The following is a 22,613-nucleotide window of genomic DNA, read 5'->3' as shown; positions in this document are numbered from 1 at the left end:
TTGCGCCCGATGATGGCTTTTAGCCCGCGGGTTCCGTGGCCGGCAGCAGCCGTGTCCGGAACAGGTCCAGTACCTGGTCCAGTGCGGCTCGGGTGGCCTGGCCCGGCTCGTCGATCAGGTGCTCGGTGACCACCGAGTGCGGTGGCAGCCGCGCATCCGGGTTCGCGTCGGCGTCCTCGAGTTCGACGGCGATGAAGGCGTCACCCAGCTGCTCCCGCAAGAAGTCGAAACGCGCTGCCGGGACCAGCTTGTCGCTCTTGAACCGCATGCCGATGACGTTGAGCCCACGGGCGCAGCGGCCTTTGACGACCTCCAGGTCGGCCGGCGAGATGTCGATGTTGTGGCGCTGTTTGGCGGTGAGGCCGATCGGCATCGACGGCTGGGACAGCACCGGGGCCAGGATGACGTCGTCGGTGGCCATCGCCAGGGCGTAGCCGCCGGTGAAGCACATCCCGATCGCGCCGACGCCGGGGCCGCCGCAGCGTTCGTGTTCGGACCGCGCCAGTGCCCGCAGCCAGTCGACCACCGGCGACGTCTTGCCGGTGGCCAGGAGGGTGAACTCCTTGCTGACACACGCCGGCAGGACCGAGGCCATGCCTTTGAGCGCGGCCATGTTGCTCGCGTTGGGATCCAGGCCCGGAATGCCGAACAGGTGGGGCAGGACGGCGGTACAGCCGATATCGGCGACCTTGCGGGCGAAGTCGAGAACCTTGGGCGTGATGCCCGGAATCTCGGCGATCACGATGACGGCCGGACCGGTACCGCGGCGGTAGACGGTGCGGGTCGTGCCATCGTGGGAGAACTCGGTGCGCTCGAAGTCGCGGAGGTCATCGTCAGCCATGCGGTCGACCCTAGCGGCGCAGACCGGTCAGAGCCATGGATGCCGCTTTCGCCCAAGGCGAATCAGCCGCTGCCTACTCGACGCGGTCGAGCACCACGTGCCGCTGCGCCGGCGCCGCGTCGTCCACGGACCAGCCGCCGTCGAGTTCGGCCAAGGCTGACGACAGCCGCTCGGGGATCTCGGTATACAGCGTGAACAGCGTCTCGCCGGCAGCGACAGGCTCGCCGCTGCGCCGGTGGAGGTACAGCCCCGCCCCGGCCTGCACGGGGTCGCCGGGCTGGGCCCGGCCCGCACCGAGCCGCCACACGGCCATCGCGACCGCCATGGCGTCGATGTCGCCCATCACCCCACCGCGGGTCGCCACCACCGTCTCGGTGTGCGTGCCCATCGGCAGCGGCGCCTCGGGATCGCCGCCCTGCGCCGCGATCAGCTGCCGGAAACAGTCCATCGCGGTGCCGTCGGTCAGGGTCTGCGCCGGGTCGACGCCGTCGATACCGGCGACGTCCAGCATCTCGCGGGCCAGCGCGACGGTCAGCGTGACGACGTCGTCCGGACCGCCGCCGGCCAGCACGTCCAGCGACTCGGCGACCTCGATCGCGTTGCCGACCGCGCGACCCAGCGGCCGGTCCATGTCGGTGAGCAGCGCCCGGGTCGGAACGCCGTAGGCGACACCGAGGTCGACCATGGTGCGCGCCAGCTCGCGCGACTCGGCCTCGGTCTTGAGAAATGCGCCGCGACCGACCTTGACGTCCAGCACCAGCGAGCGGGCGCCCTCGGCCAGTTTCTTGCTCATGATCGAGCTGGCGATGAGCGGCAGCGATTCCGTCGTACCGGTGACGTCGCGCAGGGCGTAGATCTTGCGGTCGGCGGGCGCCAGGTCCCCGGCCGCGAAGATCGCTGCCCCGATATCGGAAAGCTGTTGGCGGATACGGTCTTTGGACAGTTCGGCGGTGAACCCCGGAATCGCTTCGAGCTTGTCCAAGGTGCCGCCGGTATGCCCGAGGCCGCGGCCCGCCGCCTGCGGGACGGCGCCGCCGCAGGCCATGACGACGGGGACCAGCGGGATGGTGATCTTGTCGCCGACGCCGCCGGTCGAGTGTTTGTCCACCAGCGCCAGCGGCCGGCCGGCACGCCGCAGGTCGGTGAAATCGAAGCGCTCGCCCGAGCCGACCATCGCCGCGGTCCAGCGGGCGATCTCGGCCGGCGTCATCCCGCGCAGGAAGATGGCCATCAGCAACGCCGACATCTGCGCGTCGGCCACCCGGCCGTGGGTGTAGCCGTCGATCACCCAGTCGATCGCGGCATCGGACAGCACGCCGCCGTCGCGTTTGGTGCGAATGACTGTCGGAGCATCGAGATGCGACCCGTGGTTGTGCGCGTCCGACGACACGATGACATCCTCCTGCCGGCGGCCCAGGCCGCCCCATCGAGCTGGTTACCGGCCAGTAACCAGAAGTGTTGCCCCGCTTGGCGTTACCGGCGGTTCAGGTCATCCGGCCCGAAGGCGTCGGGCAGCAGTTCGGCCAGCGCCCGCGGACCCGATGCGTGGTCGATCAGCATGGCCGGTCCGCCGTGCTCGAGAAGCACTTGCCGGCACCGCCCGCACGGCATCAGCACTGCCCCGGAACCGTCCACGCACGCCAGCGCGAGCAGCCGTCCACCGCCGCTGGAATGCAGGGCACAGACCACAGCACACTCGGCGCAGAGGCCAAGGCCATATGAGACATTTTCCACATTGCAGCCCACCACGATTCGACCATCGTCGACCAGCGCCGCCGCCCCCACCGGGAAGTTCGAGTAGGGTGCGTAGGCATCCTTGGAAACAGTTATTGCCTTGTCCCGCAACAGCTTCCAGTCAATTTCTGACATCACCGACACCCCGTTCCCGGCGCCCCGAAACCACCTCGAGACCCGTCCCGACCACCCAGTAAGTTAATGTAGGCAAACCTAATTTCCGACGCGGGTTCGCCATTCCCCCCACACCGTAGTTCTGACTGTGCGCAAATTGGGATTAGAGTCGCCCCGAGGTTTGGGCTCGGCACGCGAAAAAGTTGCTGCCGGGTCATGCGTCCACCGACGGCGTTGGAGGTCGAAATGAGTACAGCGGCAGCCGCGGATTCCATACCCGCGCCGCGTTCATCCCCGCAGAAGCGGCGGAGCCTGTATCGCGGAGACCCGGGCATGTGGTCCTGGGTACTACACCGCATCACCGGTGCCACCATCTTCTTCTTTCTGCTGGTCCATGTTCTGGACACGGCACTGGTCCGGGTCAGCCCCGAGGCCTACAACGAGGTGATCAACACCTATAAGACGCCGATCATCGGGTTCATGGAGATGGGCCTGGTCGCGGCGGTGCTCTACCACGCCCTCAACGGCGTGCGAGTCATCCTGATCGACTTCTGGCAGCAGGGACCCAAGTACCAGCGGGTCATGCTGTGGACCATCCTGGCCATCTGGATCGCGGTCGTCATCGCCGCAGTTGGGGTAGAGGGCATGCACATGGTTGAGCACTACGGGTGGCTCAAGTGACCACGCATACCGATTCCGGCGCCGCTGAGGCGCGCCGCGGAGGACGTCCGGCCCCGATCCTGGAGCGCGAGTACGACCGCCCCGCCGCCCTCGACCACCCGCGCGCTCCCCGGCGCCCCCGCGGCATCCCGTACTTCGAGAAGTACGCCTGGCTGTTCATGCGCTTCTCCGGCGCGGCACTGGTGCTGCTCGCCCTCGGTCACCTGTTCATCGGGCTGATCTGGGCGAACGGCGTCTACCGCATCGACTTCAACTACGTCGCGCAGCGGTGGGCCTCCCCGTTCTGGCAGATCTGGGACATGGCCCTGCTGTGGCTGGCGCTGGTCCACGGCGCCAACGGCATGCGCACCATCATCGGTGACTACGCCCGCAAGAACACCACCAAGTTCTGGCTGAACTCGATTCTGCTGCTGGCCACCGGATTCACCCTGGTGCTGGGCAGCTACGTGCTCGTCACCTTCGACGCGAACATCAAGTAGGGACGCAGATGATTCAGGAACATCGCTACGACGTCGTCATCGTCGGTGCCGGTGGCGCAGGTATGCGCGCGGCCGTCGAGTCCGGTCCCCGGGTCCGCACCGCGGTGCTGACCAAGCTGTACCCGACTCGCTCGCACACCGGTGCTGCCCAGGGTGGCATGTGCGCCGCGCTCGCCAACGTCGAGGACGACAACTGGGAGTGGCACACCTTCGACACCGTCAAGGGCGGCGACTACCTCGCTGACCAGGACGCCGTCGAGATCATGTGCAAGGAAGCCATCGACGCGGTGCTGGACCTCGAGAAGATGGGCATGCCGTTCAACCGGACGCCCGAGGGCCGCATCGACCAGCGTCGCTTCGGCGGCCACACCCGCGACCACGGCAAGGCCCCGGTCCGCCGCGCCTGCTACGCCGCCGACCGCACCGGCCACATGATCCTGCAGACGCTGTACCAAAACTGCGTCAAGCACGACGTCCAGTTCTTCAACGAGTTCTACGCACTCGACGTGGTCCTCACCGAGACCGCCAGCGGCCCGGTTGCCACCGGCATCATCGCCTACGAACTGGCCACCGGCGACATCCACATCTTCCACGCCAAGGCGATCGTCTTCGCCACCGGCGGCTCGGGCCGGATGTACAAGACCACCTCCAACGCCCACACCCTCACCGGTGACGGCCTGGGCATCATCTTCCGCAAGGGACTTCCCTTGGAGGACATGGAGTTCCACCAGTTCCACCCGACAGGCCTGGCCGGCCTGGGCATCCTGATCTCGGAAGCCGTGCGTGGTGAGGGTGGTCGTCTGCTCAACGCCGACGGCGAGCGCTTCATGGAGCGCTACGCGCCCACCATCGTCGACCTCGCGCCCCGCGACATCGTCGCCCGCTCGATGGTGCTCGAGGTCCTCGAAGGCCGCGGCGCCGGACCCAACAAGGACTACGTCTACATCGACGTGCGTCACCTCGGCGCGGAGGTGCTGGAGGCCAAGCTGCCGGACATCACCGAATTCGCCCGCACCTACCTGGGCGTCGACCCCGTCACCGAGCTGGTGCCGGTGTACCCGACCTGCCACTACGTCATGGGCGGTATCCCGACCACGATCAACGGCCAGGTGCTGCGCGACAACGTCAACGTGGTTCCGGGTCTGTACGCCGCCGGTGAGTGCGCCTGCGTCTCGGTGCACGGCGCGAACCGCCTTGGCACCAACTCGCTGCTCGACATCAACGTGTTCGGCCGTCGCGCCGGCATCGCTGCCGCCGAGTACGCGCAGAACCACAACTACATCGAGCTGCCCGACAACCCGGCGGACATGGTCATCGGTTGGGTCGGCGACATCCTGTCCGACCACGGCAACGAGCGTGTCGCCGACATCCGCACCGCGCTGCAGCAGTCGATGGACAACAACGCCGCGGTGTTCCGCACCGAGGAGACCCTCAAGCAGGCGCTGACGGACATCCACGCGCTGAAGGAGCGGTACTCGCGAATCACGGTGCACGACAAGGGCAAGCGCTACAACAGCGACCTGCTCGAGGCCATCGAGCTGGGCTTCCTGCTCGAGCTGGCCGAGGTCACCGTCGTCGGTGCGCTGAACCGCAAGGAGTCGCGTGGCGGCCACGCCCGCGAGGACTACCCGGACCGCGACGACACCAACTACATGCGCCACACCATGGCCTACAAGCAGGGCGCCGACCTCCTGTCCGATATCCGGCTGGACTACAAGCCTGTCGTCCAGACCCGGTACGAGCCGATGGAACGGAAGTACTAACCATGAGTGCACCTGTCCTCGACAAGCCCGAAGCCGGCGACCCGCCGCTGCCCCCGGTGCCGGACGGCGCCGTCATGGTCACGCTGAAGATCGCCCGGTTCAACCCGGAGGACCCCGACGCCGCCGGCTTCCAGAGCTTCCGCGTGCCCTGCCTGCCCAGCGACCGGTTGCTCAACCTGCTGCTGTACGTGAAGGGCTACCTGGACGGCACGCTGACGTTCCGGCGGTCCTGCGCGCACGGTGTGTGTGGCTCGGACGCCATGCGGATCAACGGCGTCAACCGGCTGGCCTGCAAGGTCCTCATGCGCGACCTGCTGCCGAAGAAGGCCGGCAAGGACCTGACCATCACGATCGAGCCCATCCGCGGCCTGCCCGTGGAGAAGGACCTCGTGGTGGACATGGAGCCGTTCTTCGACGCCTTCCGCGCCGTAAAGCCGTTCCTCATCACGTCGGGTAACCCCCCGACCCGTGAGCGCATCCAGTCGCAGACCGACCGCGCCCGCTTCGACGACACCACCAAGTGCATCCTGTGCGCCTGCTGCACCACCTCGTGCCCGGTGTACTGGAGCGAGGGTTCGTACTTCGGCCCCGCCGCCATCGTCAACGCGCACCGGTTCATCTTCGACTCGCGTGACGAGGCAGCCGCCGAGCGGCTCGACATCCTCAACGAGGTCGACGGTGTGTGGCGCTGCCGCACCACCTTCAACTGCACCGAGGCCTGCCCCCGCGGCATCCAGGTGACCAAGGCGATCCAGGAAGTCAAGCGCGCCTTGATGTTTGCCCGCTAGTTCTTTCCGCCGAACGTGAAGAAGATCGCGAGAATTCACCAAATTCTCGCGATCTTTTTCACGTTGGACAGCCTGCGGCATACAGAGCAGCCCCGACGCGCTCAATAATTGCGCGTGGGCGATGGTTTAGCAGGTTCGCGCCAACGCGCACCATCCGCCAGCCGAGATCCCGATACTCGACGTCCTGGTCGATATCCCGCGTCCGTTGATTCGGGTCGGTCCAATGCTGGATGCCGTCGTATTGCACCCCGACTTTCCATTGCCGCCAACCCATGTCGATACGCCCGACCAGTTCCCCGTACTCACCGAACACCTCGATCTGGGTATCCGTGGGCCGCATACCCGCGTCGGTGAGCAGGAGCCGAGTCCGGGTTTCCTGGGGTGACTCGGCTCCATAGTCGGCCAGCTCGAGTACTCGGCGCAGTTGGACCAACCCGCGAGCACCCCGGTGGCCGTCGATAAGCGCTTGCACCTCAACAAGTTTCAAATCACATACTTGCAGCAGCGCGTCCACCCGGATGACTGCCTTGGTCAGCCCCTTCCGGCGGCCGAGATCGAATGCTGTCCGGGCCGGGTTGGTCGACCGGATGCCGCGGACCACCGAGATTTCGTCGGCGCCGAGTTCATCGCTGTGCAGCAGGACACCGGAGGCCTTATGCCTGCTGGGCTGATTGATCTCGGCAGGCTCGTCGGCGTTGATCCACCGCGAACCGTGCAATGCGGCGGCAGACAAGCCCGCCACAACGCCGCGTCGGCCCGTCCACAACCAGGCGCCAACCGCCTTGTCGACCGGTGTCATCGCTGCGCCACGCGGGATGTAGACATCCCGGTGGATCATCTCGTGTCGCGTATCCAATTCGTAGCGGCTGACCAGCCCTGCTGCCAGCGCCTCCGAGCCCAGAAAGGGCCAATCCCCCGCCATACGTATTGGACGCTGATGGGCTCTGCCCGGTTCCATGCCGCGCCCAACGTGAAGTAGATCGCGACAATCTGGCGAAATCTCACGATCTACTTCACGTTCGGCGGGGAGAAAGTCAGGTATTTACTGGGACCGCCGTTCCCGGTAAATTGGTGGCATGACTCAGGCAATGAAGCCCGACTACCAGAACCTGCTCGATGTGTTGTCCGAAGGCTCGGTGCGACGCCGCTTCGACCCGTACCTGGACATCGCGTGGGATGCCCCCGACATGCAGATCGACCTGCAGGATCCACGGTGGGTGCTGTCCACCACCATCGACCCGCTGGGTGCGACCGAGTGGTACCAGAGCCAGCCCCTCGCCCGGCAGATCGAGATCGGCCGCTGGCGGACGCTCAACACCGTCAAGGTGGGTGCGGCGTTCGAGAGCATCCTGATCCGCGGGCTGATGGCGTTCATCATGAAGCTGCCCAACAACTCCCCCGAGTTCCGCTACGCGCTGCACGAGATGACCGAAGAGTGCAACCACATTCAGATGTTCCAGGAGCTGGTCAACCGCTCCGGGACCGATGTGCCGGGCATGCGCAAGCTGTTCTTCCGGCTGTCGCCGTACATCGGCCTGGTGGGCCAGTACTCGCCGACGGCGTTCATGGCCGGCATCCTCGCCGGCGAAGAGCCCATCGACCACTTCCAGAAGGGCATGATCCGCGACGGCGCGAACCTGCCGCCGGCCGTGCTGCGGACGATGCAGATCCACATCGCCGAGGAGGCCCGCCACATCTCGTGGGCCAACGAGTTCCTCAAGACCCACATGCCGAAACGGTCGTGGCGGTTCAGGGCCTTCGCCACCGTCGCGTTCCCGCTGACGCTGCGCTGGTTGGCGCACGAGATCATGGCGTCCCCGAAGTCGTTCGGCAAGCAGTTCGACATCCCCGAAGAGGTTATGCGGCAAGCATTCTGGCGCAGCCCGCAGTCACGGAAGATCATGGCGAGCTTCTTCGACGAGACCCGTGCGCTCGCCGAGGAGATCGGCCTGATGAACCGCGTCGGACGCTGGATGTGGAAGCGCTGCGGCATCGCCGGTGAGACGGCCCGCTACCGCAGTGCCCCCAACCGCGAGGCACAGTTGATCGCCTGATGCCCCACGTCATCACGCAGTCCTGCTGCAGCGACGCGTCCTGCGTCTACGCCTGCCCGGTCAACTGCATTCACCCCACGCCCGACGAGCCCGACTTCCACACCGCCGAGATGCTCTACATCGATCCGGTGGAGTGCGTCGATTGCGGTGCGTGCGTGACGGCCTGCCCGGTCGACGCCATCAAGCACGACGGTTCTCTGGACCCGTCCGAGAAGGTCTTTCTGGAGCTCAACGCCGACTTCTACAAAGAACCCCGGCCCCGCCCGCTGCTGGCGCCGGTCGTCCCGCCGCTGCAGGTTCGGGCACCCGGAGCGTTGAGGGTGGCTATCGTCGGCTCCGGCCCGGCCGCCATGTACGCCGCCGACGAGGTGCTGACCATCCCGGCCGCCCGCGTCCGGATGTACGAGCGACTCCCCCAGTCCGGCGGTCTCGCACGGTACGGCGTCGCACCTGATCACCGGCGTACCCGTGCGGTGTCCCGACAGTTCGACACCATCACCGCAGATCCGCGGCTGGAGCTGGTGACCGGGGTCGAGGTCGGCACCGACGTCACGCACCAGCAGCTGCTCGCCGACCACGACGCCGTCATCTACGCGGTGGGCGCGTCCACGGACCGCCCGCTCGAGGTGCCCGGCGCGGACCTCTCGGCCGTCAGCTCAGCCACTCGATTCGTGGCTTGGTATAACGGTCATCCGGACTTCGCCGACTGCACTTTCGATCTGTCACAGCCGCGCGCCGTCGTGATCGGCAACGGAAACGTCGCGCTCGACGTCGCCCGGATACTCACCACCGATCCCGAGCGCCTCGCTGCCACCGACATCGCGCCGCACGCCTTGAAAGCCTTGCGGCAGAGCAAGATCGACGAGGTCGTGGTCGTGGGACGACGTGGGCTCGCGCAGTCGGCGTTCACGGTGCCGGAGCTGGTCGGCCTGACGTCCATGCCCGACGTCGACGTCGTCGTCTCCCCGCAGGATCTGGCGTCACTGCCCGACACCGATCCGCGCTCACGCGTCCTCAGGGGCCTCCCACAAAGGCCCGGCAACCGCCGCATCGTATTGGAGTATCTGCAGTCGCCCACCGCCATTGCGCGCACCGCGGCCGGACTGGAAATCGAATTCGCCCGCAACGAACTGGTCGCGGCGGCCGATGGCACCGCGAAAGTGAAGCCGACCGGGGACGTACACACCGTCACCGCCGGACTGGCGCTGACGTCCATCGGCTATCGCGGCCGGCCGGTCGCCGACGTGCCGTTCGACGACGCAGGCGGCATCATCCCCAACAACCAGGGCCGGGTTGACGGCGTCGCGAAAACCTACGTGACGGGCTGGATCAAACGCGGGCCGACGGGGTTCATCGGCACCAACAAGTCGTGCGCGCAGGAGTCCGTGCGCAGCCTGGTGGCCGACTACAACGCCGGCTTGTTGGCCTGAGCAGCCAACGCGGCGACCACCGACGTCAGCGGTTCATCGCGGCTGACCTCGAACCCGATGGCCCGGGCGGCACCGTCGATGACGTACCAGGTGAAGTCGGCCAGGTGCGCGATCATCTCTTCGCGCGTGTGCGTCGGCGCCGGGCTGCGCACCCAGGCGAAGAGCGTCTCCTCGACCATGGTGACGATGGCCAGCGGGACCAGTTTGAAGGCGCTGTCCTCGACGCCGATCGCCATCTGGATCGCGGCGATGATGCCGTCCGCGCGATCGATGATGCGCAGCTTCAGCTCACCGACCGCGTCGAGCGTCTGGTCGCCCTCGAACGACGGGCCATTGCGCGCGAATTCGTTCAACCGCGGATGGTCGATCATCCAGTCCGCGACCGCCTCGATGGTCCGGGTCAGAATCTCCCGCAACGAACCGTCGGTGATGTCGAGCTTGCCGACCAGGACGGAGCCGAAGTCGTCGATCAGGTACGACCGCACCCGACGCTCGAGTTCCTCCTTGCCGGAGGTCTGCCGGTAGATCACCGACTTGGCGACGCCCGCGCGCTTGGCAATGGCCGCGACAGAGATGTCGGCGCCGGGCGGGCTCTCTTCCAGCAGCTCGATCATGGCCAGCAGGATCTGGGACCGGCGTTCGGCGTTGTGCTGCTCCCACCGCGCCTCGTAGCCACTCACCGACGCGGAGTTGGGGGCCACGGACATGTGTCACACGGTAGCCGCTGCCCCATCGTGTGACGCCCGCCACGCCTCGTCACACATTTCATGGCTGCCTCGTCCAACAGATATGACGACAACACCACGCATCGCGCCCCTGCCCCCGCAACGTGCCGGCCTGCTGACCCGGCTGATGTACCGCTACGCCAAGCGCGAGTTCGGCGAGGTGCCCGAGCCCTTCGCCGTCGCGGCGCACCACCCGCGACTGCTGGTCGCCAACGCCGTGCACGAGGGCCTGTTGAAAAGCGGCTCGAAGACGCTGCCCGAGTCGGTCCGCGAACTCGCGGTGTTCTGGACCGCGCGGACAGTGGGCTGCTCCTGGTGCGTCGACTTCGGCACCATGCTGATGCGGATGGAGAGCCTGGATGTTGAGCGGCTCAAGCACATCGATGAATACGCGACCTCCCCGCTGTTCACCGCCGACGAGCGGGCCGCGATCGCCTACGCCAACGCGATGACCACCGATCCGCACACCGTGTCCGACGAACAGGTCGACGACCTCAAGCGCCGGTTCGGCGAGGCCGGTGTCATCGAGCTGACCTACCAGATCGCCGTGGAGAACATGCGGTCGCGGATGTACGCCGCGCTCGGCATCACCGAGCAGGGCTTCAGCTCGGGCGACGCGTGCCGGGTGCCTTGGGAGACCCAGTCGCAGTAACCCGGGGCGCTGGCTTCCCGATGCGGCCAGGTGGTAGAACACGTTACAGAAATAGCGGCCCCGGCCGCTGAAACCACCTGCTCAGCGAGGAGCACGCATGCACTGGTACACCGGAAACACGTTCTACGACACGGTGCTGACCGCTGCCTTCGGGTTCGCCGTGTTCGTGATCATCGGCGGTTTCTTCGCGCAGAGTTCGTACGGGCGTTTCTCAACGACCAAACTCGGCTTGAACCTCAACCCGAAGCTCGGCTGGTGGCTGATGGAGATCCCGGCGACGGTGGTGTTCCTCGTCAGCTACCTGGCCGGGCCCAACCGATTCGAGCCGACGTCTCTGGTGCTGGCCGGGATCTGGATGCTGCACTACGCCAACCGGGGGTGGTTCTTCCCGCTGGCGATCCGCCAGGTGCCCGGTAAGCGCGGCACCTTCAACGTCTCGGTCATCGTGATGGGCATGCTCGTCACGGCGATGCACGGCTATCTCAACGGGACCCTCTTCAGCCACGACTTCTTCGGCCAGTACACCACCGCGTGGCTGACCGACCCTCGATTCATTGTCGGGCTGGTGGTCTACCTGTGCGGATTCGCGCTGCTGGTGAACTCCGAATCGATCGTCCGGAACCTGCGCGACAAGAACAACCCCGGTGGTGCGGAATACCGCATTCCGTTCGGCGGCGGGTTCCGGTTCGTCACCAGCCCCGCGTACCTGGGCGAACTCATCGCCTGGTCCGGCTTCGCGATCCTCACCTGGGCGCTGCCCGGCGTCGTCATCCTGTTGATCACCGCGGGCAATCTGATCCCCCGGGCGCTGGGTACCCACACCTGGTACCAGGAGAAGTTCCCCGAGTACCCCACCGATCGCAAGGCGTTGATCCCCTACGTCGTGTGAGCCGCTAGTGCTGCTTCAGCGGTGACGCCGTGAACTTGTCCGGGTTCGCGATGTCCCACAGTGCGACGACCTTGCCGTCGCGCACCGTCATCGCGGTGACGCGCGGCAGCATCTCGGGATGCTCGCCGTCGGCCGGCAGACCCGGTGAGTACGCGCCGAGCTCGCCGTTGATCAACGCCAACTGTGACGTCGAAAGCCATTGCGGTCCATAGCGTCTGGCCAGGCCGAACAGGAACCGTGCCACCTTGTCCGCGCCGACGATGGTGCGCGGCGCGGTCGGCGCCCGCCGGTTGGAGTCGCCGGTGAACGTCGCGTCGGGGTGCAGCAGTTCGACGACGGCGGCCATGTCACCACTGGCGAGGGCAGCCATCAGTTTGCCGACGACCTCGTTGTGACCGGCGTCCGGCGGCGGCGCCGGAGCCGCCGAGACCGCCCGCCGGGCACGTGACGCGAGTTGCCGCGCGCCGGCGTCCGTCACGCCGAGCACCGACGCGATCTCGGTGAACGGCACCGCGAAGCCGTCGTGCAGGACGAAGGCCACCCGCTGATCGGGCGTCAACCGCTCCAGCACCACCATGGCGGCAAAGCGGGCGTCCTCCCCCGCGACCACGGCGGCCAGCGGATCGGAGGCGTCGAACCCCGTCACCACCGGCTCGGGCAGCCACTCACCGAAGTACGCCTCGCGGCGGTGCGCGGCGGACCGCAGCCGGTCCAGCCCGAGGCGACTGACGACGGTCGTCAGCCAGGCGCGCGGCTCGGCGATGGCGCCGATATCCGCGCCGTGCCAGCGCAACCAGGCGTCCTGCACGATGTCCTCGGCGTCGGCGTACACGCCGGTCAGCCGGTAGGCGACGGACAGTAGGTGCGGGCGCAGCCGCTCGAACTCGTCGGTGTCCTGCGCAGTCGTCACCCCACCAACCTACGACTCGTCGCTTGGCGGCCGCGAACCGTAGCATCTCTTCGGCAATCAACCGGGGATGAGCAGGGAGCCCATGACAACAACAGCGCCAAACATCGTGGTCGAGGACAAAGGCCTCAAACGGGGTGCCCTCGGTCTGGTGTCCAGCGTGGTGGTCGGGTTGGCGTCCACGGCGCCCGCGTACAGCCTGGCCGCGACGCTCGGCCTGGTCATCGCGGCCGGTGGGACGCTGCTGGCGGGCGTCAAAGCCCCTGCGATCATGCTCATTTCGTTCGTGCCGATGTACCTCATCGCCGTCGCCTACCAGGAGCTGAACAAGGCCGAGCCTGACTGCGGCACCACGTTCACCTGGGCCGCAAGGGCTTTCGGGCCGGTGGTCGGGTGGCTGGGCGGTTGGGGCATCATCGCCTCCGACGTCATCGTGATGGCCAATCTGGCGCAGATCGCCGGGTCGTACTCGTTCACCTTCGTCGGCGATCTGGGTTGGCATTCGGCCGCCGGTCTGGCGAACAGCACCCTGTGGTCGACGGTCGCGGGCGTCATCTGGATCGTCCTGATGACGTACATCTGCTACCGCGGCATCGAGGTGTCGGCCCGGTTGCAGTACGTGCTGTTGACCGTCGAGGTCGTCGTCCTGATCGTGGTGTCGGTCGTGGCGCTGGTAAAGGTGTACACGCACCACGGGCATGCCTACTCGATCATGCCGTCGTGGTCCTGGTTCTGGCCTGGCGGAATGGATTTCGGCTCGGTGATCGCTCCGGCGGTACTGGCCACCATCTTCATCTACTGGGGTTGGGACACCGCGGTGGCGTGCAACGAGGAGTCCGACGATCCGGGCCGCACCCCGGGTCGTGCCGCCGTCATCTCGACGTTCCTGCTGCTGGTCACGTACGCGTTGGTGACGGTCTCGACCATCGCGTTCGCCGGCGTGGGCACCGAAGGCATCGGGCTGGGCAACCAGGAGAACGCCAAGGACGTGTTCACCGCGATCGGGCCATCGTTGTTCGGCGACAGCGTGATCGGGAAGATCGGGATGCTGTTGCTGTCGGCGTCGATCCTGACCTCGGCCGCGGCCTCGACGCAGACGACCATCATGCCGACGGCGCGCACCACCCTGTCCATGGGCGTATACCGCGCGCTGCCACAGAGTTTCGCGAAGATTCATCGCCAGTACCTGACGCCCACCACGTCCACCATCGTGATGGGCGTGGCGTCGGTGCTGTGCTACGTGCTGTTCACCGCGATCAGCGCCGATCTGCTGACGGCGCTCATCGGCTCGGTCGGCCTGATGATCGCGTTCTACTACGCGCTGACCGGGTTTGCCTGCGCCTGGTTCTACCGAAAGACGTTGACCCGCAACACTCGCGACTTCGTGATGCGTGGCCTGTTGCCGGTGGTCGGTGGCATCACGCTGTCGGTGGTGTTCGGCTACGGCCTGGTCCAATACAGCAAGCCGGACTGGCTCAAAGACGAAAACCACCATGACGTCACCATTTTCGGATTCGGCGCGGTCGGTGTGGTCGGCGTCGTCGGCCTGCTGCTGGGTGTGGTGCTGATGTTCGCCTGGCGCTTCGCGCGCCCCGAGTACTTCCGCGGGCTGACGCTGCCACGGCGTCACGACCTGGTGCTGGATACCCCGGCGGTCGCCCATTTCGGACTGCCCGACTCGGGTGACATGCCGACGGTCATCGCGCCCGACCTGTCGAACCTGCCGCCGGGCGAGACTGCGGTGGACACGGCGACCGGAGAGGAATTCCGCCGCGGCTAGCCGATTGCCCGCGAGCAGCCCACCCATTGGCGTTAACTTCTACACGTGCCGAACAAGCCGTCCATCAATCCGGTGCGCTGGACCCCGCCGCCGGTCGACGCCCTGCCCGAGTTCCCGTCAGCGGAACTCACCATCGTGCCGATGCCGGGCGATGCTCCGGAGGACGTCGTCGTCGACGCCGACGGTGCGTTGTGGACGGGCCTCGTGGACGGACGGATCGTTCGGGTCTCCCCCGACGGCAGCACGGATGTCGTCGCCGATACCGGCGGCCGACCGCTGGGGCTGCATGTCGCCCGCGACGGACGGGTGCTGGTCTGCGACAGCTACCGTGGGCTGCTGGCCCTGGACCCCGGCACCGGCGCCCTCGAGGTGCTGGTACCCGATATCGACGGCCGGCCGCTGCGGTTCTGCTCCAACGTGACCGAAACCGACGACGGCACAATCTATTTCACCGAGTCGACCAGCTCCTTCCACTACGAGCATTTCCGCGCGGCGATTCTCGAGGCCCGCGGCGACGGCGGCCTGTACAAACTGGCGACCGACGGCACGGTCAGCACGCTGCGCGACGGCTTGTACTTCGCCAACGGCGTCACCGTCACCGCGGACGGCACCGCGCTGGTGTTCGCCGAGACCCAGGGCCGCCGGCTGTCGAAGTACTGGTTGTCGGGACCGCAGGCCGGAACCATCACCCCACTGGCGGTCAACCTGCCCGGCATGCCCGACAACATCTCGACGGGCGCCGACGGCCGGATCTGGGTCGCGTTCGTCACCCCGATCAATGCCGCCGCGGAGTGGCTGGCCCCGCGGCCGACGATCCTGCGCCAGCTGGTGTGGCGGTTGCCGGAGGCGCTGCAACCGCAGATGCCGTTGGAGGTGTGGGCTGTCGCCTTCGACCCCGACAGCGGCGCCGCGGTCGCGGGCGTGCGCGGCCGGCACCGCCAGTTCGGACAGGTCACCGGACTCGTCGAACACGACGGGCGGCTGTGGATGAGCTCCATCGGCGTCCCGGCACTGGCCCACTGCGCGCTCCCCGAGCGCGGGTAGCCGCCGGTTACCTATTTCACATTTGTAACTTCAACCCCATTTGTCACAGCGCGGCAACACCGTTTCCAGGGCTCCGTCGCCTAATCTGGCGACACCATGGCGACCACCCGATCGACGGCACAACGCGCTGCAGCCCTGGCAGCAGCGTTTTTCCTGACGGCTGCACCGGCGGTCGCCTTTGCCGAACCCGACCCACCGGCCGCCGACCCGTGCCCGTTCCGGGTCAACACCCCGCCCGCGGTCGACCAATCCGAGGTACCCAAAGCCGGCGACCCGCCGGCCCCCATCCCGGTGCCCGCGACACCGCTCGGCGGCGATCTGATGGGCAGCTGCGGCATCGTCGCCGCGCCCGACATGCCACCGCTGCCCGGCGACGTCTCGGCTGACGCCTGGCTGCTGGCCGATCTGGACAGTGGCGAGATCATCGCCGCCAAGGACCCGCACGGCCGGCACCGCCCGGCCAGCATCATCAAGGTGCTGATCGCGACGCAGGCCCTGCGCGAACTTACCGTCAACAAGCGCGTCACCGGCACCATCGAGGACGCTTCCGCCGAGGGCACCCGCGTCGGCGTCGACGACGGCGGCGTCTACACCGTCAACGACCTGCTGCACGGCCTGCTCATGCACTCGGGCAACGACGCGGCACACGCGCTGGCGATGCAGGTTGGTGGCATGGACACCGCCATCACCAAGATCAACGACCTGGCGTCCAAGCTCGGCGGCCGTGATACCCGGGCGGCCACCCCGTCCGGCCTCGACGGCCCGGGCATGAGCACCTCGGCCTACGACATGGGGCTGTTCTACCGCTACGCCTGGCAGAACCCGACCTTCGCCTCCATCGTCTCGACCCAGAAATACGACTTCCCCGGGCATCCGGCCAAGCCCGGCGAACCCGGTGACCACCCCGGCTACGAGCTGGAGAACGACAACAAGCTGCTCTACAACTACCCGGGCGCGCTCGGCGGCAAGACCGGTTACACCGACGATGCCGGGCAGACGTTCGTCGGCGCCGCCGATCGCGGCGGACGCCGGCTGGTCGCGATCCTGCTGCACGGCACCCGGGTGCCGATCGCGCCGTGGGAGCAGGCCGCACGGCTGCTGGACTACGGCTTCGCCACCCCGCCGGGCACCAAGGTCGGCACGTTGATCGAGCCGGACCCGTCGCTCATCCAACGCAAGCCCGACGCCAAGCATCCGGCCGCCGCTGCGGGCCTGGACAGCCTGCCGCCGGTCGACGCGCTGCCGATCCGCGTCGGCGTCGGCGTGGTCGGGGCCGCGGTGGTGCTCTCGCTGATGATGGCGGCGCGTTCGATCAATCGGCGCCCGCAGCACGCCAACCGGTAGAGAATGACCGGCGATGACGCTCATCTCGGCCGGGACCGTTGTTTTGGGAGGCTCAGCGCTCGACGCTGTGTCGCGGCCCGGGTGGCTGGAGATCAGCGGCGACCGAATTCTGGCATCCGGTAGCGGTGCCGCACCGCGCAGTGTCGACGTCGACTTCCCGGAAGGCGTTGTGGTTCCGGGCTTCGTGGACATGCATGTGCATGGCGGCGGCGGATTCTCCTACAGCACTGACGATCCCGACGAGGTAGCGCGAGCCGCCGAATTTCACCGCACCCACGGGACCACGACCACCCTGGCCAGCTTGGTCACCGCGGCACCGGAAGTGCTGCTGGCACAGGTTCAGACCCTGGCCGACGCCGCACGCGACGGCGTCGTCGCCGGGATTCACCTGGAAGGTCCGTGGCTGAGTTCCGCACGGTGCGGCGCACACGACATGACGCAATTGCGTGACCCCGACCCTGCCGAGATCGACAGCCTGCTCGCCGCCGCCGACGGGGCCATCCGGATGGTCACCATCGCCCCGGAACTGCCGGGCGCCGACGTCGCGATCGAGCGATTCGTCGACGCGGGAGTCATTGTGGCCGTGGGCCATACCGACGCCAGCTACGAAGAGACCAAACGAGCGCTGCAACTGGGCGCCACCGTCGGTACGCATGTGTTCAACGGCATGCGTCCCCTGCATCATCGCGATCCGGGGCCGGCACTGGCGCTGCTGGAGGATGCCCGAGTGACCGTCGAGCTCATCGCCGACGGCGTGCATCTGCACCCGGCGCTGGTGCATCAGGTGGCGGTCACCGCGGGCTCGGAACGCGTCGCCCTGATCACCGATGCGATGGCGGCCGCCGGCATGCCTGACGGGTCGTACCAACTGGGCGGCCTCGACGTCGAGGTCAGCGGATCCGTGGCGCGGCTGCGCGAGCACTCCACCATCGCGGGCAGCACCGCGACCATGGATGCCCTGTTCCGCACGGCGGCAACGGGTTTGGAGTCCGCGTCAGACTCCGCGTTGCGGCATGCGGTGGCGATGACGGCCGCGACCCCGGCGCGCACGCTGGGTCTCGACGACGTCGGCGCGCTACGGCCCGGTGCGTCCGCCGATCTGGTCGTGCTGGACCGCAAGCTGCACGTGCGCGCGGTGGTGCGGCGCGGGGTGTGGCGGGCTGCCGCCGGAGCCGCCTTTCCGCGTTGACCCTGTATCCAGGGCGCATTTGTTCGAGTGACTCGCGCCGCCATGTCAGGATCAACGACGGTGACTGCTCGCATGGCGTTGAGCCTGTAATCAGGGCGGGTTTCTGCGAGTAGCCGTGTACGTAGCCTCAAAGTCAATCGAATGTCGAGCATCGAACACCGCGAGCCTGACCACACGGCGGAAAACTGACCCTCAGAAAATCACCCTGCAGTCAGGATCGCGAGGCAGAAGAGAAGTCGGCCACCCTCAGATCACCGAGAGCGGCAAGGCCTTTCCAAGGTCGCTGCCAGCGGCAATCGACATCCGCTGGCGTCCCAGTGCCGGCCAGGCCTGCACCGCGCAGAACGGTGCGCACTGGTCCTGACTGGAGCGGGTCGCGACGTGAACGCAGCACTGCACCAGCCGCTCCTCGATCATGGTCGAGATGTCCATGAACGGTTTGACGGTGATGCGAACCACGCGCTCCCCCAACAGCTTCCGCACCCGGTTCTTCCCACCGGGCAGGGCTGACGACGCGAGGGCCAGCAGGGTCGGCATGCCGAGATCGCAGTTCTGGCAGATGGTTCGCCACACCTCGCCGATCCCGGGGTGCGACAGCGAGGACTGTTCGGACAGCAGGCCGAGCAGCGATTCACGTACCGCCAGTTGCAGTTCCTGCGGCAGCTCGCTGTCGGCAATTCTGTTGGACACCAATCCGAGTCGGTCCTTGAGGACGTCATGGCCGATCAGCGACACCAGCGACCGCCACCGCCCGGCATCGTCGCGCAGCACGTAGCCGACCGAGCAGCAGTGCGGGTGCGAGCACGGCAGCGCGGTCAGGTCACGCCACGTCACCAGGCCGTCGGTCTGCGGACCGAGCCGGCTCAGCACACCGGTGTGGGTCAGCCGGTCGCGCGCGTCCAGGCTCCCCGAACGCCCCGAACCGAACTGCGGCTGGATGGTGATGCCACCGACGTAGGGAGTATCCAGCGCGAGCCGCACCATGTCGCCGATCTCGTCGTCGTTGACGCCCAACGCGGCAGCCATCACCAGGGTCGTGAATATCTGCTGAGCCGAAAGACGCTGCAGCACCTGCTGTTTCAGCCTCCGTAAATCGCCGCCGCGATGATGCCGGTGGGCCGTCTCGGACAGGCCGTCATATTGCAGATACACCTCGACCCGCTGCCGATGGGAACTGATCAGCTCGAGCAGGACATCATCGGTCGCGATGCGAACTCCGTTGGTGTTGATCAGGATTCGCGTGATGGGCCGGCGGGTGAGTTCGTCGAGCAGTTCCGCCAGGTCGGGATGCAGCGTCGGTTCTCCGCCCGAGAGCATCAGCACGTCCAGCCGCCCGTTCTCCCGGGCCAGCCGCTGGTCGACGTTCGCGAGCACCTCGGCGACCGGCACCACGTTGCGCAGATCGGGCGACGAATCGGTGAAGCAGGTAGGGCACCGCAGGTTGCAGGCCTCGGCGATGTCTTCGAGCAGGATGCAGGTGTGCTGGGTCTGCATCTCCGGCAGCCCACGCAGATAGGCCGACGGAATCGGATCGAAATTGCCTGCCACATCAGGGATGTGTGACTTGGTCGGTGCCGTCCATTCCTCCAGATAGGACAGAATCTCCGGGTTCTCGTCGTAGAGGGTGCTCACCAGACCGTGCGCCGGGCAGCCCCGCTCCAGCCACACCCGTCCGTCGCGTTCCACCAGCCGGCCGGACAGTCGCGCGACGTCGGCGAGCGGCCGTTCCGGTGCCTCGTGGTGACAGTCCGGGCAGTACGCCGTGACGTAGCGCAGTAACCGGTCACCCCGCAGACCCATCCCGGCTGTCACGTGTACATCTCCGGATTCAGGCCGGTGCAGAAGCCGACAGACAGTATCGAGGTGAGTGCCCAGCCGATCATCAGGCCCAAGCCGAATCCCTTGCCGATGGGGTTGCCGGTCTTCCAGAGCGCGAACCCGCCGCCGAACGCGGTGAGCGCCAGCACCACGGCACCAACAACCAGTGCGCCTGTTCCTTGATTGGAGGCCATCAAGGTGACCAGGCCGATGCCGAGATTCAGCACCGGAAACAGAAAGACCCCGCCGATCGCGCCACCGACCGAGACCCCGTTCGGATTCGGCACCGGCTGCGGCGGATAGCCGTATTGCGGATACTGCGGCGGGTACTGAGGGTATTGCGGGTACTGCGGCGGAAATTGGGGGTATTGCGGGTACTGGGGGTGTTGCGGATTCTGACCGGGCGGCACGCCATTGCCGGGCTCATCGTCTGGATAATCAATTGGCGGCTCGGACACGGTCGCCCTCCTTGTCTGCCGACGAAATCGGGTAGTAGCCACGGCAATAGCCGCGCCATATCCGGAACCCCAAGAGCGCCAATGATGGCAGCAGAACCCATTGCGGCCGTGTCAGATCCAGCCACACCGTCTCGTTGGCACGGACGAATTCCACGAAGAAGCGGAACACCGCGTACGCGGCGATGTAGATCACGAACAGCTCGCCGGGATGGGTGATGCGCGGCCGCAACCACATGAGCGCGGCGAAAGCCGCCAGCTGGAAGAGGATTTCGTACCCGAACGACGGGTGCATGGCCAGTCCCGCCACACACCCTGGGCACTCGGGGGTGCTCGCCGGGGCGTGCACCCCCCACGGCAGCGTCGTCGGCCGTCCGGGTGCCTCGGTCAGCAGACAGCCGATTCGGCCTACCGCCATCCCGAGGGCGACCGCCGGCGCGAACAGGTCGCCGGTCTTACCTCGGTACCCCCCAAGTCGCTTGGCGACCAAGACGCCGAGGTAAGCACCGAGCAGCCCTCCGAGGATGCTCTTGGACCCGTACTCCCACGCGTGCGCGACAGTCGGATTGGCACTGAAATCCAGGTGACGCACCAACCCCGACGCCCGCATGCCGATCGCCCCGCCGACGAGGGCGCCGGTGACGGCCACGAGTGACTGTTCGTTCACCGCACCGCGGCGGCGCGCCTCATGGACGAACACGATCACGGCGGCCAGCACGCCCAGCCCCACGAACAGGCCGTGCACCGGTACCTGCACCGGTCCGATCTGCCATTGCGGGATCACATGGTCAAGCTACCGGCCGCAGCCGTCAGTGCACGATGATCCCGCGAATGTTCTTACCCTCCCGAAGGTCCTGGTAGCCCTGGTTGACCTCTTCGAGGGTGTACCGCGTGGTCACCAGGTCATCGAGTTGGAGCTGGCCGTCGTTGTAGAGCCGCAGCAACCGGATGATGTCGTACTGCGGGTTGGCCGAGCCGAACAACGAGCCGCGAATGGTCTTCTCGAACAACGTGAGCTCCAGGCCCGAGACATGAATGGTGAGCTTCTCGGGGTTGGCCATGCCGATGACGACGACGGTGCCGCCCTTGCCGATGGCGCTGAACGCCGATGTGACGACGTCCTCGTCGACGGTTCCGACGCAGATGATGGCCTGGTCGGCGCCCTGGCCCCACGACAGCTCGTTGATCTTCTCGGCCGCGGCCTCGGCGCTCGCAAAGACATGTGTGGCACCGAATTTCAGCGCGGTATCGCGCTTGAAGGCCACCGGGTCCACGGCCACAATGTATTTCGCGCCGGCGTGCGCGGCGCCCTGGACGGCGTTGATACCGATGCCGCCGATGCCGTACACCACGGTGATGTCGCCCGGCCGCACATTTCCGGCATACGTGGCGCCGCCCCAGCCGGTCGGCACGCCACAGCCGACGAGCACGGCCGTCTCCAGCGGCAGCCAATCGTCGATCTTGACCACCGAGTGCTGCGAGATGGTGGCCTTCTTTGCGAACGTCCCCAGCATGCACATGGCACCGAAATCCGTGCCGCCCTTGTGGAATCGGAACGAGCCGTCGGGCATGGAGCCTTCGAGAATGGTGGCGCCCATGTCGCACAGGGCCTGCCGGCCGGTCGAGCAGTACCGGCAGTGGCCGCAGCTCGGGATGAAGCTGCACACGACGTGGTCCCCGGGCTTGACCTTGGTGACACCGGGGCCGACGTCCTCGATGATGCCGGCGCCCTCGTGCCCACCGACGATGGGATAGCGCGGCGGGAGGTCACCGTCGGACAGGTGCAGGTCGGAGTGGCACAGTCCCGCGGCGGTGTAGTTGATCAGCACCTCGCCGGGGCCGGGACCGTCGAGATCGAGCTCCATGATCTCGAACGGCTTGCCCGGTTCCAGGAGGACGGCTGCGGTGGTCTTCATCGATCAATTC

At 66.9% G+C, this 22,613-nt stretch carries 22 protein-coding genes; 12 read left to right on the top strand and 10 right to left on the bottom strand.

Going from position 1 to position 22,613, the window contains the following annotated elements; translation table 11 throughout:
* Positions 1-19: 19 nt before the first annotated feature.
* From A7G45_RS14275 to A7G45_RS14265, 3 genes are all read right to left on the bottom strand, one after another.
* Positions 20-841: a dienelactone hydrolase family protein gene (locus A7G45_RS14275; RefSeq protein ID WP_260937813.1), complete on the bottom strand. Its 822-nt coding sequence runs from the start codon at positions 839-841 to the stop codon at positions 20-22.
* 73 nt (positions 842-914) lie between these two features.
* A complete protein-coding gene (locus A7G45_RS14270) occupies positions 915-2,231 on the bottom strand; it encodes a thymidine phosphorylase (protein ID WP_260937811.1) in 1,317 nt (438 codons plus the stop codon).
* 83 nt (positions 2,232-2,314) lie between these two features.
* Positions 2,315-2,710, bottom strand: a complete 396-nt coding sequence (locus A7G45_RS14265) for a cytidine deaminase (protein ID WP_260937809.1) — start codon at positions 2,708-2,710, stop codon at positions 2,315-2,317.
* 225 nt (positions 2,711-2,935) lie between these two features.
* Between A7G45_RS14265 and sdhC the strand changes: the two genes are divergently transcribed.
* The 4 genes from sdhC to A7G45_RS14245 are packed head-to-tail and all read left to right on the top strand — an operon-like array spanning position 2,936 to position 6,400.
* On the top strand, positions 2,936-3,370 hold the full coding sequence (sdhC, locus tag A7G45_RS14260) for a succinate dehydrogenase, cytochrome b556 subunit (protein WP_081936740.1): 435 nt from the start codon (positions 2,936-2,938) through the stop codon (positions 3,368-3,370).
* Positions 3,367-3,849: a succinate dehydrogenase hydrophobic membrane anchor subunit gene (locus A7G45_RS14255; protein ID WP_260937806.1), complete on the top strand. Its 483-nt coding sequence runs from the start codon at positions 3,367-3,369 to the stop codon at positions 3,847-3,849. The genes sdhC and A7G45_RS14255 overlap by 4 nt, the downstream gene beginning before the upstream one ends.
* An 8-nt stretch (positions 3,850-3,857) precedes the next feature.
* Complete coding sequence (gene sdhA, locus A7G45_RS14250) at positions 3,858-5,612, top strand: succinate dehydrogenase flavoprotein subunit (protein WP_260937804.1); 1,755 nt, start codon at positions 3,858-3,860, stop codon at positions 5,610-5,612.
* Positions 5,613-5,614: 2 nt separating this feature from the next.
* Entirely contained in the window at positions 5,615-6,400 is a 786-nt protein-coding gene (locus A7G45_RS14245; protein ID WP_043397621.1) for a succinate dehydrogenase iron-sulfur subunit, read from the top strand.
* Between the two features lie 58 nt (positions 6,401-6,458).
* Here A7G45_RS14245 and A7G45_RS14240 read toward each other — a convergent pair whose 3' ends face one another.
* Positions 6,459-7,322 carry a type IV toxin-antitoxin system AbiEi family antitoxin gene (locus tag A7G45_RS14240; protein WP_260937799.1) on the bottom strand — a complete coding sequence of 288 codons (864 nt, stop codon included), beginning with the start codon at positions 7,320-7,322 and terminating at the stop codon, positions 6,459-6,461.
* 154 nt (positions 7,323-7,476) lie between these two features.
* Between A7G45_RS14240 and A7G45_RS14235 the strand changes: the two genes are divergently transcribed.
* Positions 7,477-8,454 (top strand): AurF N-oxygenase family protein, encoded by a 978-nt coding sequence (locus tag A7G45_RS14235; protein WP_043986687.1) that lies wholly within the window; start codon positions 7,477-7,479, stop codon positions 8,452-8,454.
* Positions 8,454-9,884 (top strand): FAD-dependent oxidoreductase, encoded by a 1,431-nt coding sequence (locus tag A7G45_RS14230; protein WP_260937796.1) that lies wholly within the window; start codon positions 8,454-8,456, stop codon positions 9,882-9,884. Before A7G45_RS14235 ends, A7G45_RS14230 begins: the two co-directional genes overlap by 1 nt.
* Here the strand turns inward: A7G45_RS14230 and A7G45_RS14225 are convergent.
* Positions 9,860-10,591: a TetR/AcrR family transcriptional regulator gene (locus A7G45_RS14225; protein ID WP_260937794.1), complete on the bottom strand. Its 732-nt coding sequence runs from the start codon at positions 10,589-10,591 to the stop codon at positions 9,860-9,862. The two genes, A7G45_RS14230 and A7G45_RS14225, sit on opposite strands and share 25 nt — an antisense overlap.
* Before the next feature lie 82 nt (positions 10,592-10,673).
* On the opposite strand from A7G45_RS14225, the gene A7G45_RS14220 reads away from it, so the two are divergent.
* Together A7G45_RS14220 and A7G45_RS14215 are read left to right on the top strand one after the other, a co-directional pair.
* Positions 10,674-11,261, top strand: coding sequence for a carboxymuconolactone decarboxylase family protein (locus A7G45_RS14220; protein WP_260937793.1), 588 nt, complete (start codon positions 10,674-10,676; stop codon positions 11,259-11,261).
* Positions 11,262-11,358: 97 nt separating this feature from the next.
* The gene (locus A7G45_RS14215; protein WP_260937790.1) at positions 11,359-12,150 is read left to right on the top strand and encodes a phosphatidylethanolamine N-methyltransferase family domain-containing protein; all 792 of its coding nucleotides are present in this window, start codon (positions 11,359-11,361) and stop codon (positions 12,148-12,150) included.
* Between the two features lie 4 nt (positions 12,151-12,154).
* Here A7G45_RS14215 and A7G45_RS14210 read toward each other — a convergent pair whose 3' ends face one another.
* Entirely contained in the window at positions 12,155-13,060 is a 906-nt protein-coding gene (locus A7G45_RS14210; protein ID WP_260937788.1) for a sigma-70 family RNA polymerase sigma factor, read from the bottom strand.
* Positions 13,061-13,142: 82 nt separating this feature from the next.
* Between A7G45_RS14210 and A7G45_RS14205 the strand changes: the two genes are divergently transcribed.
* From A7G45_RS14205 to nagA, 4 genes are all read left to right on the top strand, one after another.
* A complete protein-coding gene (locus tag A7G45_RS14205) occupies positions 13,143-14,837 on the top strand; it encodes an APC family permease (protein ID WP_260937787.1) in 1,695 nt (564 codons plus the stop codon).
* A 45-nt stretch (positions 14,838-14,882) separates the two neighbouring features.
* Positions 14,883-15,881, top strand: coding sequence for an SMP-30/gluconolactonase/LRE family protein (locus A7G45_RS14200; protein WP_260937785.1), 999 nt, complete (start codon positions 14,883-14,885; stop codon positions 15,879-15,881).
* 96 nt (positions 15,882-15,977) lie between these two features.
* Positions 15,978-17,225 (top strand): D-alanyl-D-alanine carboxypeptidase family protein, encoded by a 1,248-nt coding sequence (locus A7G45_RS14195; protein ID WP_260937784.1) that lies wholly within the window; start codon positions 15,978-15,980, stop codon positions 17,223-17,225.
* Positions 17,226-17,238: 13 nt separating this feature from the next.
* Entirely contained in the window at positions 17,239-18,414 is a 1,176-nt protein-coding gene (gene nagA, locus A7G45_RS14190) for an N-acetylglucosamine-6-phosphate deacetylase (protein ID WP_260937783.1), read from the top strand.
* A 246-nt stretch (positions 18,415-18,660) separates the two neighbouring features.
* On the opposite strand, the gene A7G45_RS14185 is transcribed toward nagA, so the two are convergent.
* Genes A7G45_RS14185 through A7G45_RS14170 form a run of 4 tightly spaced genes read right to left on the bottom strand, consistent with a single transcriptional unit; the run spans position 18,661 to position 22,603 of the window.
* Entirely contained in the window at positions 18,661-20,214 is a 1,554-nt protein-coding gene (locus A7G45_RS14185) for a radical SAM protein (RefSeq protein ID WP_260938191.1), read from the bottom strand.
* A gap of 8 nt (positions 20,215-20,222) precedes the next feature.
* Positions 20,223-20,690: a hypothetical protein gene (locus A7G45_RS14180; protein ID WP_162625257.1), complete on the bottom strand. Its 468-nt coding sequence runs from the start codon at positions 20,688-20,690 to the stop codon at positions 20,223-20,225.
* On the bottom strand, positions 20,671-21,471 hold the full coding sequence (locus tag A7G45_RS14175) for a prolipoprotein diacylglyceryl transferase (protein WP_071285955.1): 801 nt from the start codon (positions 21,469-21,471) through the stop codon (positions 20,671-20,673). The genes A7G45_RS14180 and A7G45_RS14175 overlap by 20 nt, the downstream gene beginning before the upstream one ends.
* Before the next feature lie 25 nt (positions 21,472-21,496).
* The gene (locus A7G45_RS14170; RefSeq protein ID WP_071285956.1) at positions 21,497-22,603 is read right to left on the bottom strand and encodes an NDMA-dependent alcohol dehydrogenase; all 1,107 of its coding nucleotides are present in this window, start codon (positions 22,601-22,603) and stop codon (positions 21,497-21,499) included.
* Positions 22,604-22,613: the final 10 nt, after the last annotated feature.

Origin of the sequence: Mycolicibacterium llatzerense, assembly GCF_025331195.1 — a bacterium.
Taxonomy (GTDB): Bacteria; Actinomycetota; Actinomycetes; order Mycobacteriales; family Mycobacteriaceae; genus Mycobacterium; species Mycobacterium llatzerense.
The sequence above is the reverse complement of the archived record's forward strand: the minus strand, read 5'-3'. Positions and strand labels throughout refer to the sequence as shown.

Excerpts from the sequence above, each read along its gene's own strand:
- sdhC (WP_081936740.1), top strand. The coding sequence starts at position 2,936 with ATGAGTACAGCGGCAGCCGCGGATTCCATACCCGCGCCGCGTTCATCC.
- A7G45_RS14220 (WP_260937793.1), top strand. The coding sequence starts at position 10,674 with ATGACGACAACACCACGCATCGCGCCCCTGCCCCCGCAACGTGCCGGC.
- A7G45_RS14195 (WP_260937784.1), top strand. The coding sequence starts at position 15,978 with ATGGCGACCACCCGATCGACGGCACAACGCGCTGCAGCCCTGGCAGCA.
- A7G45_RS14240 (WP_260937799.1), bottom strand. The coding sequence starts at position 7,322 with ATGGCGGGGGATTGGCCCTTTCTGGGCTCGGAGGCGCTGGCAGCAGGG.
- A7G45_RS14170 (WP_071285956.1), bottom strand. The coding sequence starts at position 22,603 with ATGAAGACCACCGCAGCCGTCCTCCTGGAACCGGGCAAGCCGTTCGAG.
- A7G45_RS14215 (WP_260937790.1), top strand. The coding sequence starts at position 11,359 with ATGCACTGGTACACCGGAAACACGTTCTACGACACGGTGCTGACCGCT.
- A7G45_RS14185 (WP_260938191.1), bottom strand. The coding sequence starts at position 20,214 with ATGGGTCTGCGGGGTGACCGGTTACTGCGCTACGTCACGGCGTACTGC.
- A7G45_RS14265 (WP_260937809.1), bottom strand. The coding sequence starts at position 2,710 with ATGTCAGAAATTGACTGGAAGCTGTTGCGGGACAAGGCAATAACTGTT.
- A7G45_RS14205 (WP_260937787.1), top strand. The coding sequence starts at position 13,143 with ATGACAACAACAGCGCCAAACATCGTGGTCGAGGACAAAGGCCTCAAA.
- A7G45_RS14225 (WP_260937794.1), bottom strand. The coding sequence starts at position 10,591 with ATGTCCGTGGCCCCCAACTCCGCGTCGGTGAGTGGCTACGAGGCGCGG.
- nagA (WP_260937783.1), top strand. The coding sequence starts at position 17,239 with ATGACGCTCATCTCGGCCGGGACCGTTGTTTTGGGAGGCTCAGCGCTC.
- sdhA (WP_260937804.1), top strand. The coding sequence starts at position 3,858 with ATGATTCAGGAACATCGCTACGACGTCGTCATCGTCGGTGCCGGTGGC.
- A7G45_RS14275 (WP_260937813.1), bottom strand. The coding sequence starts at position 841 with ATGGCTGACGATGACCTCCGCGACTTCGAGCGCACCGAGTTCTCCCAC.
- A7G45_RS14235 (WP_043986687.1), top strand. The coding sequence starts at position 7,477 with ATGACTCAGGCAATGAAGCCCGACTACCAGAACCTGCTCGATGTGTTG.
- A7G45_RS14245 (WP_043397621.1), top strand. The coding sequence starts at position 5,615 with ATGAGTGCACCTGTCCTCGACAAGCCCGAAGCCGGCGACCCGCCGCTG.
- A7G45_RS14230 (WP_260937796.1), top strand. The coding sequence starts at position 8,454 with ATGCCCCACGTCATCACGCAGTCCTGCTGCAGCGACGCGTCCTGCGTC.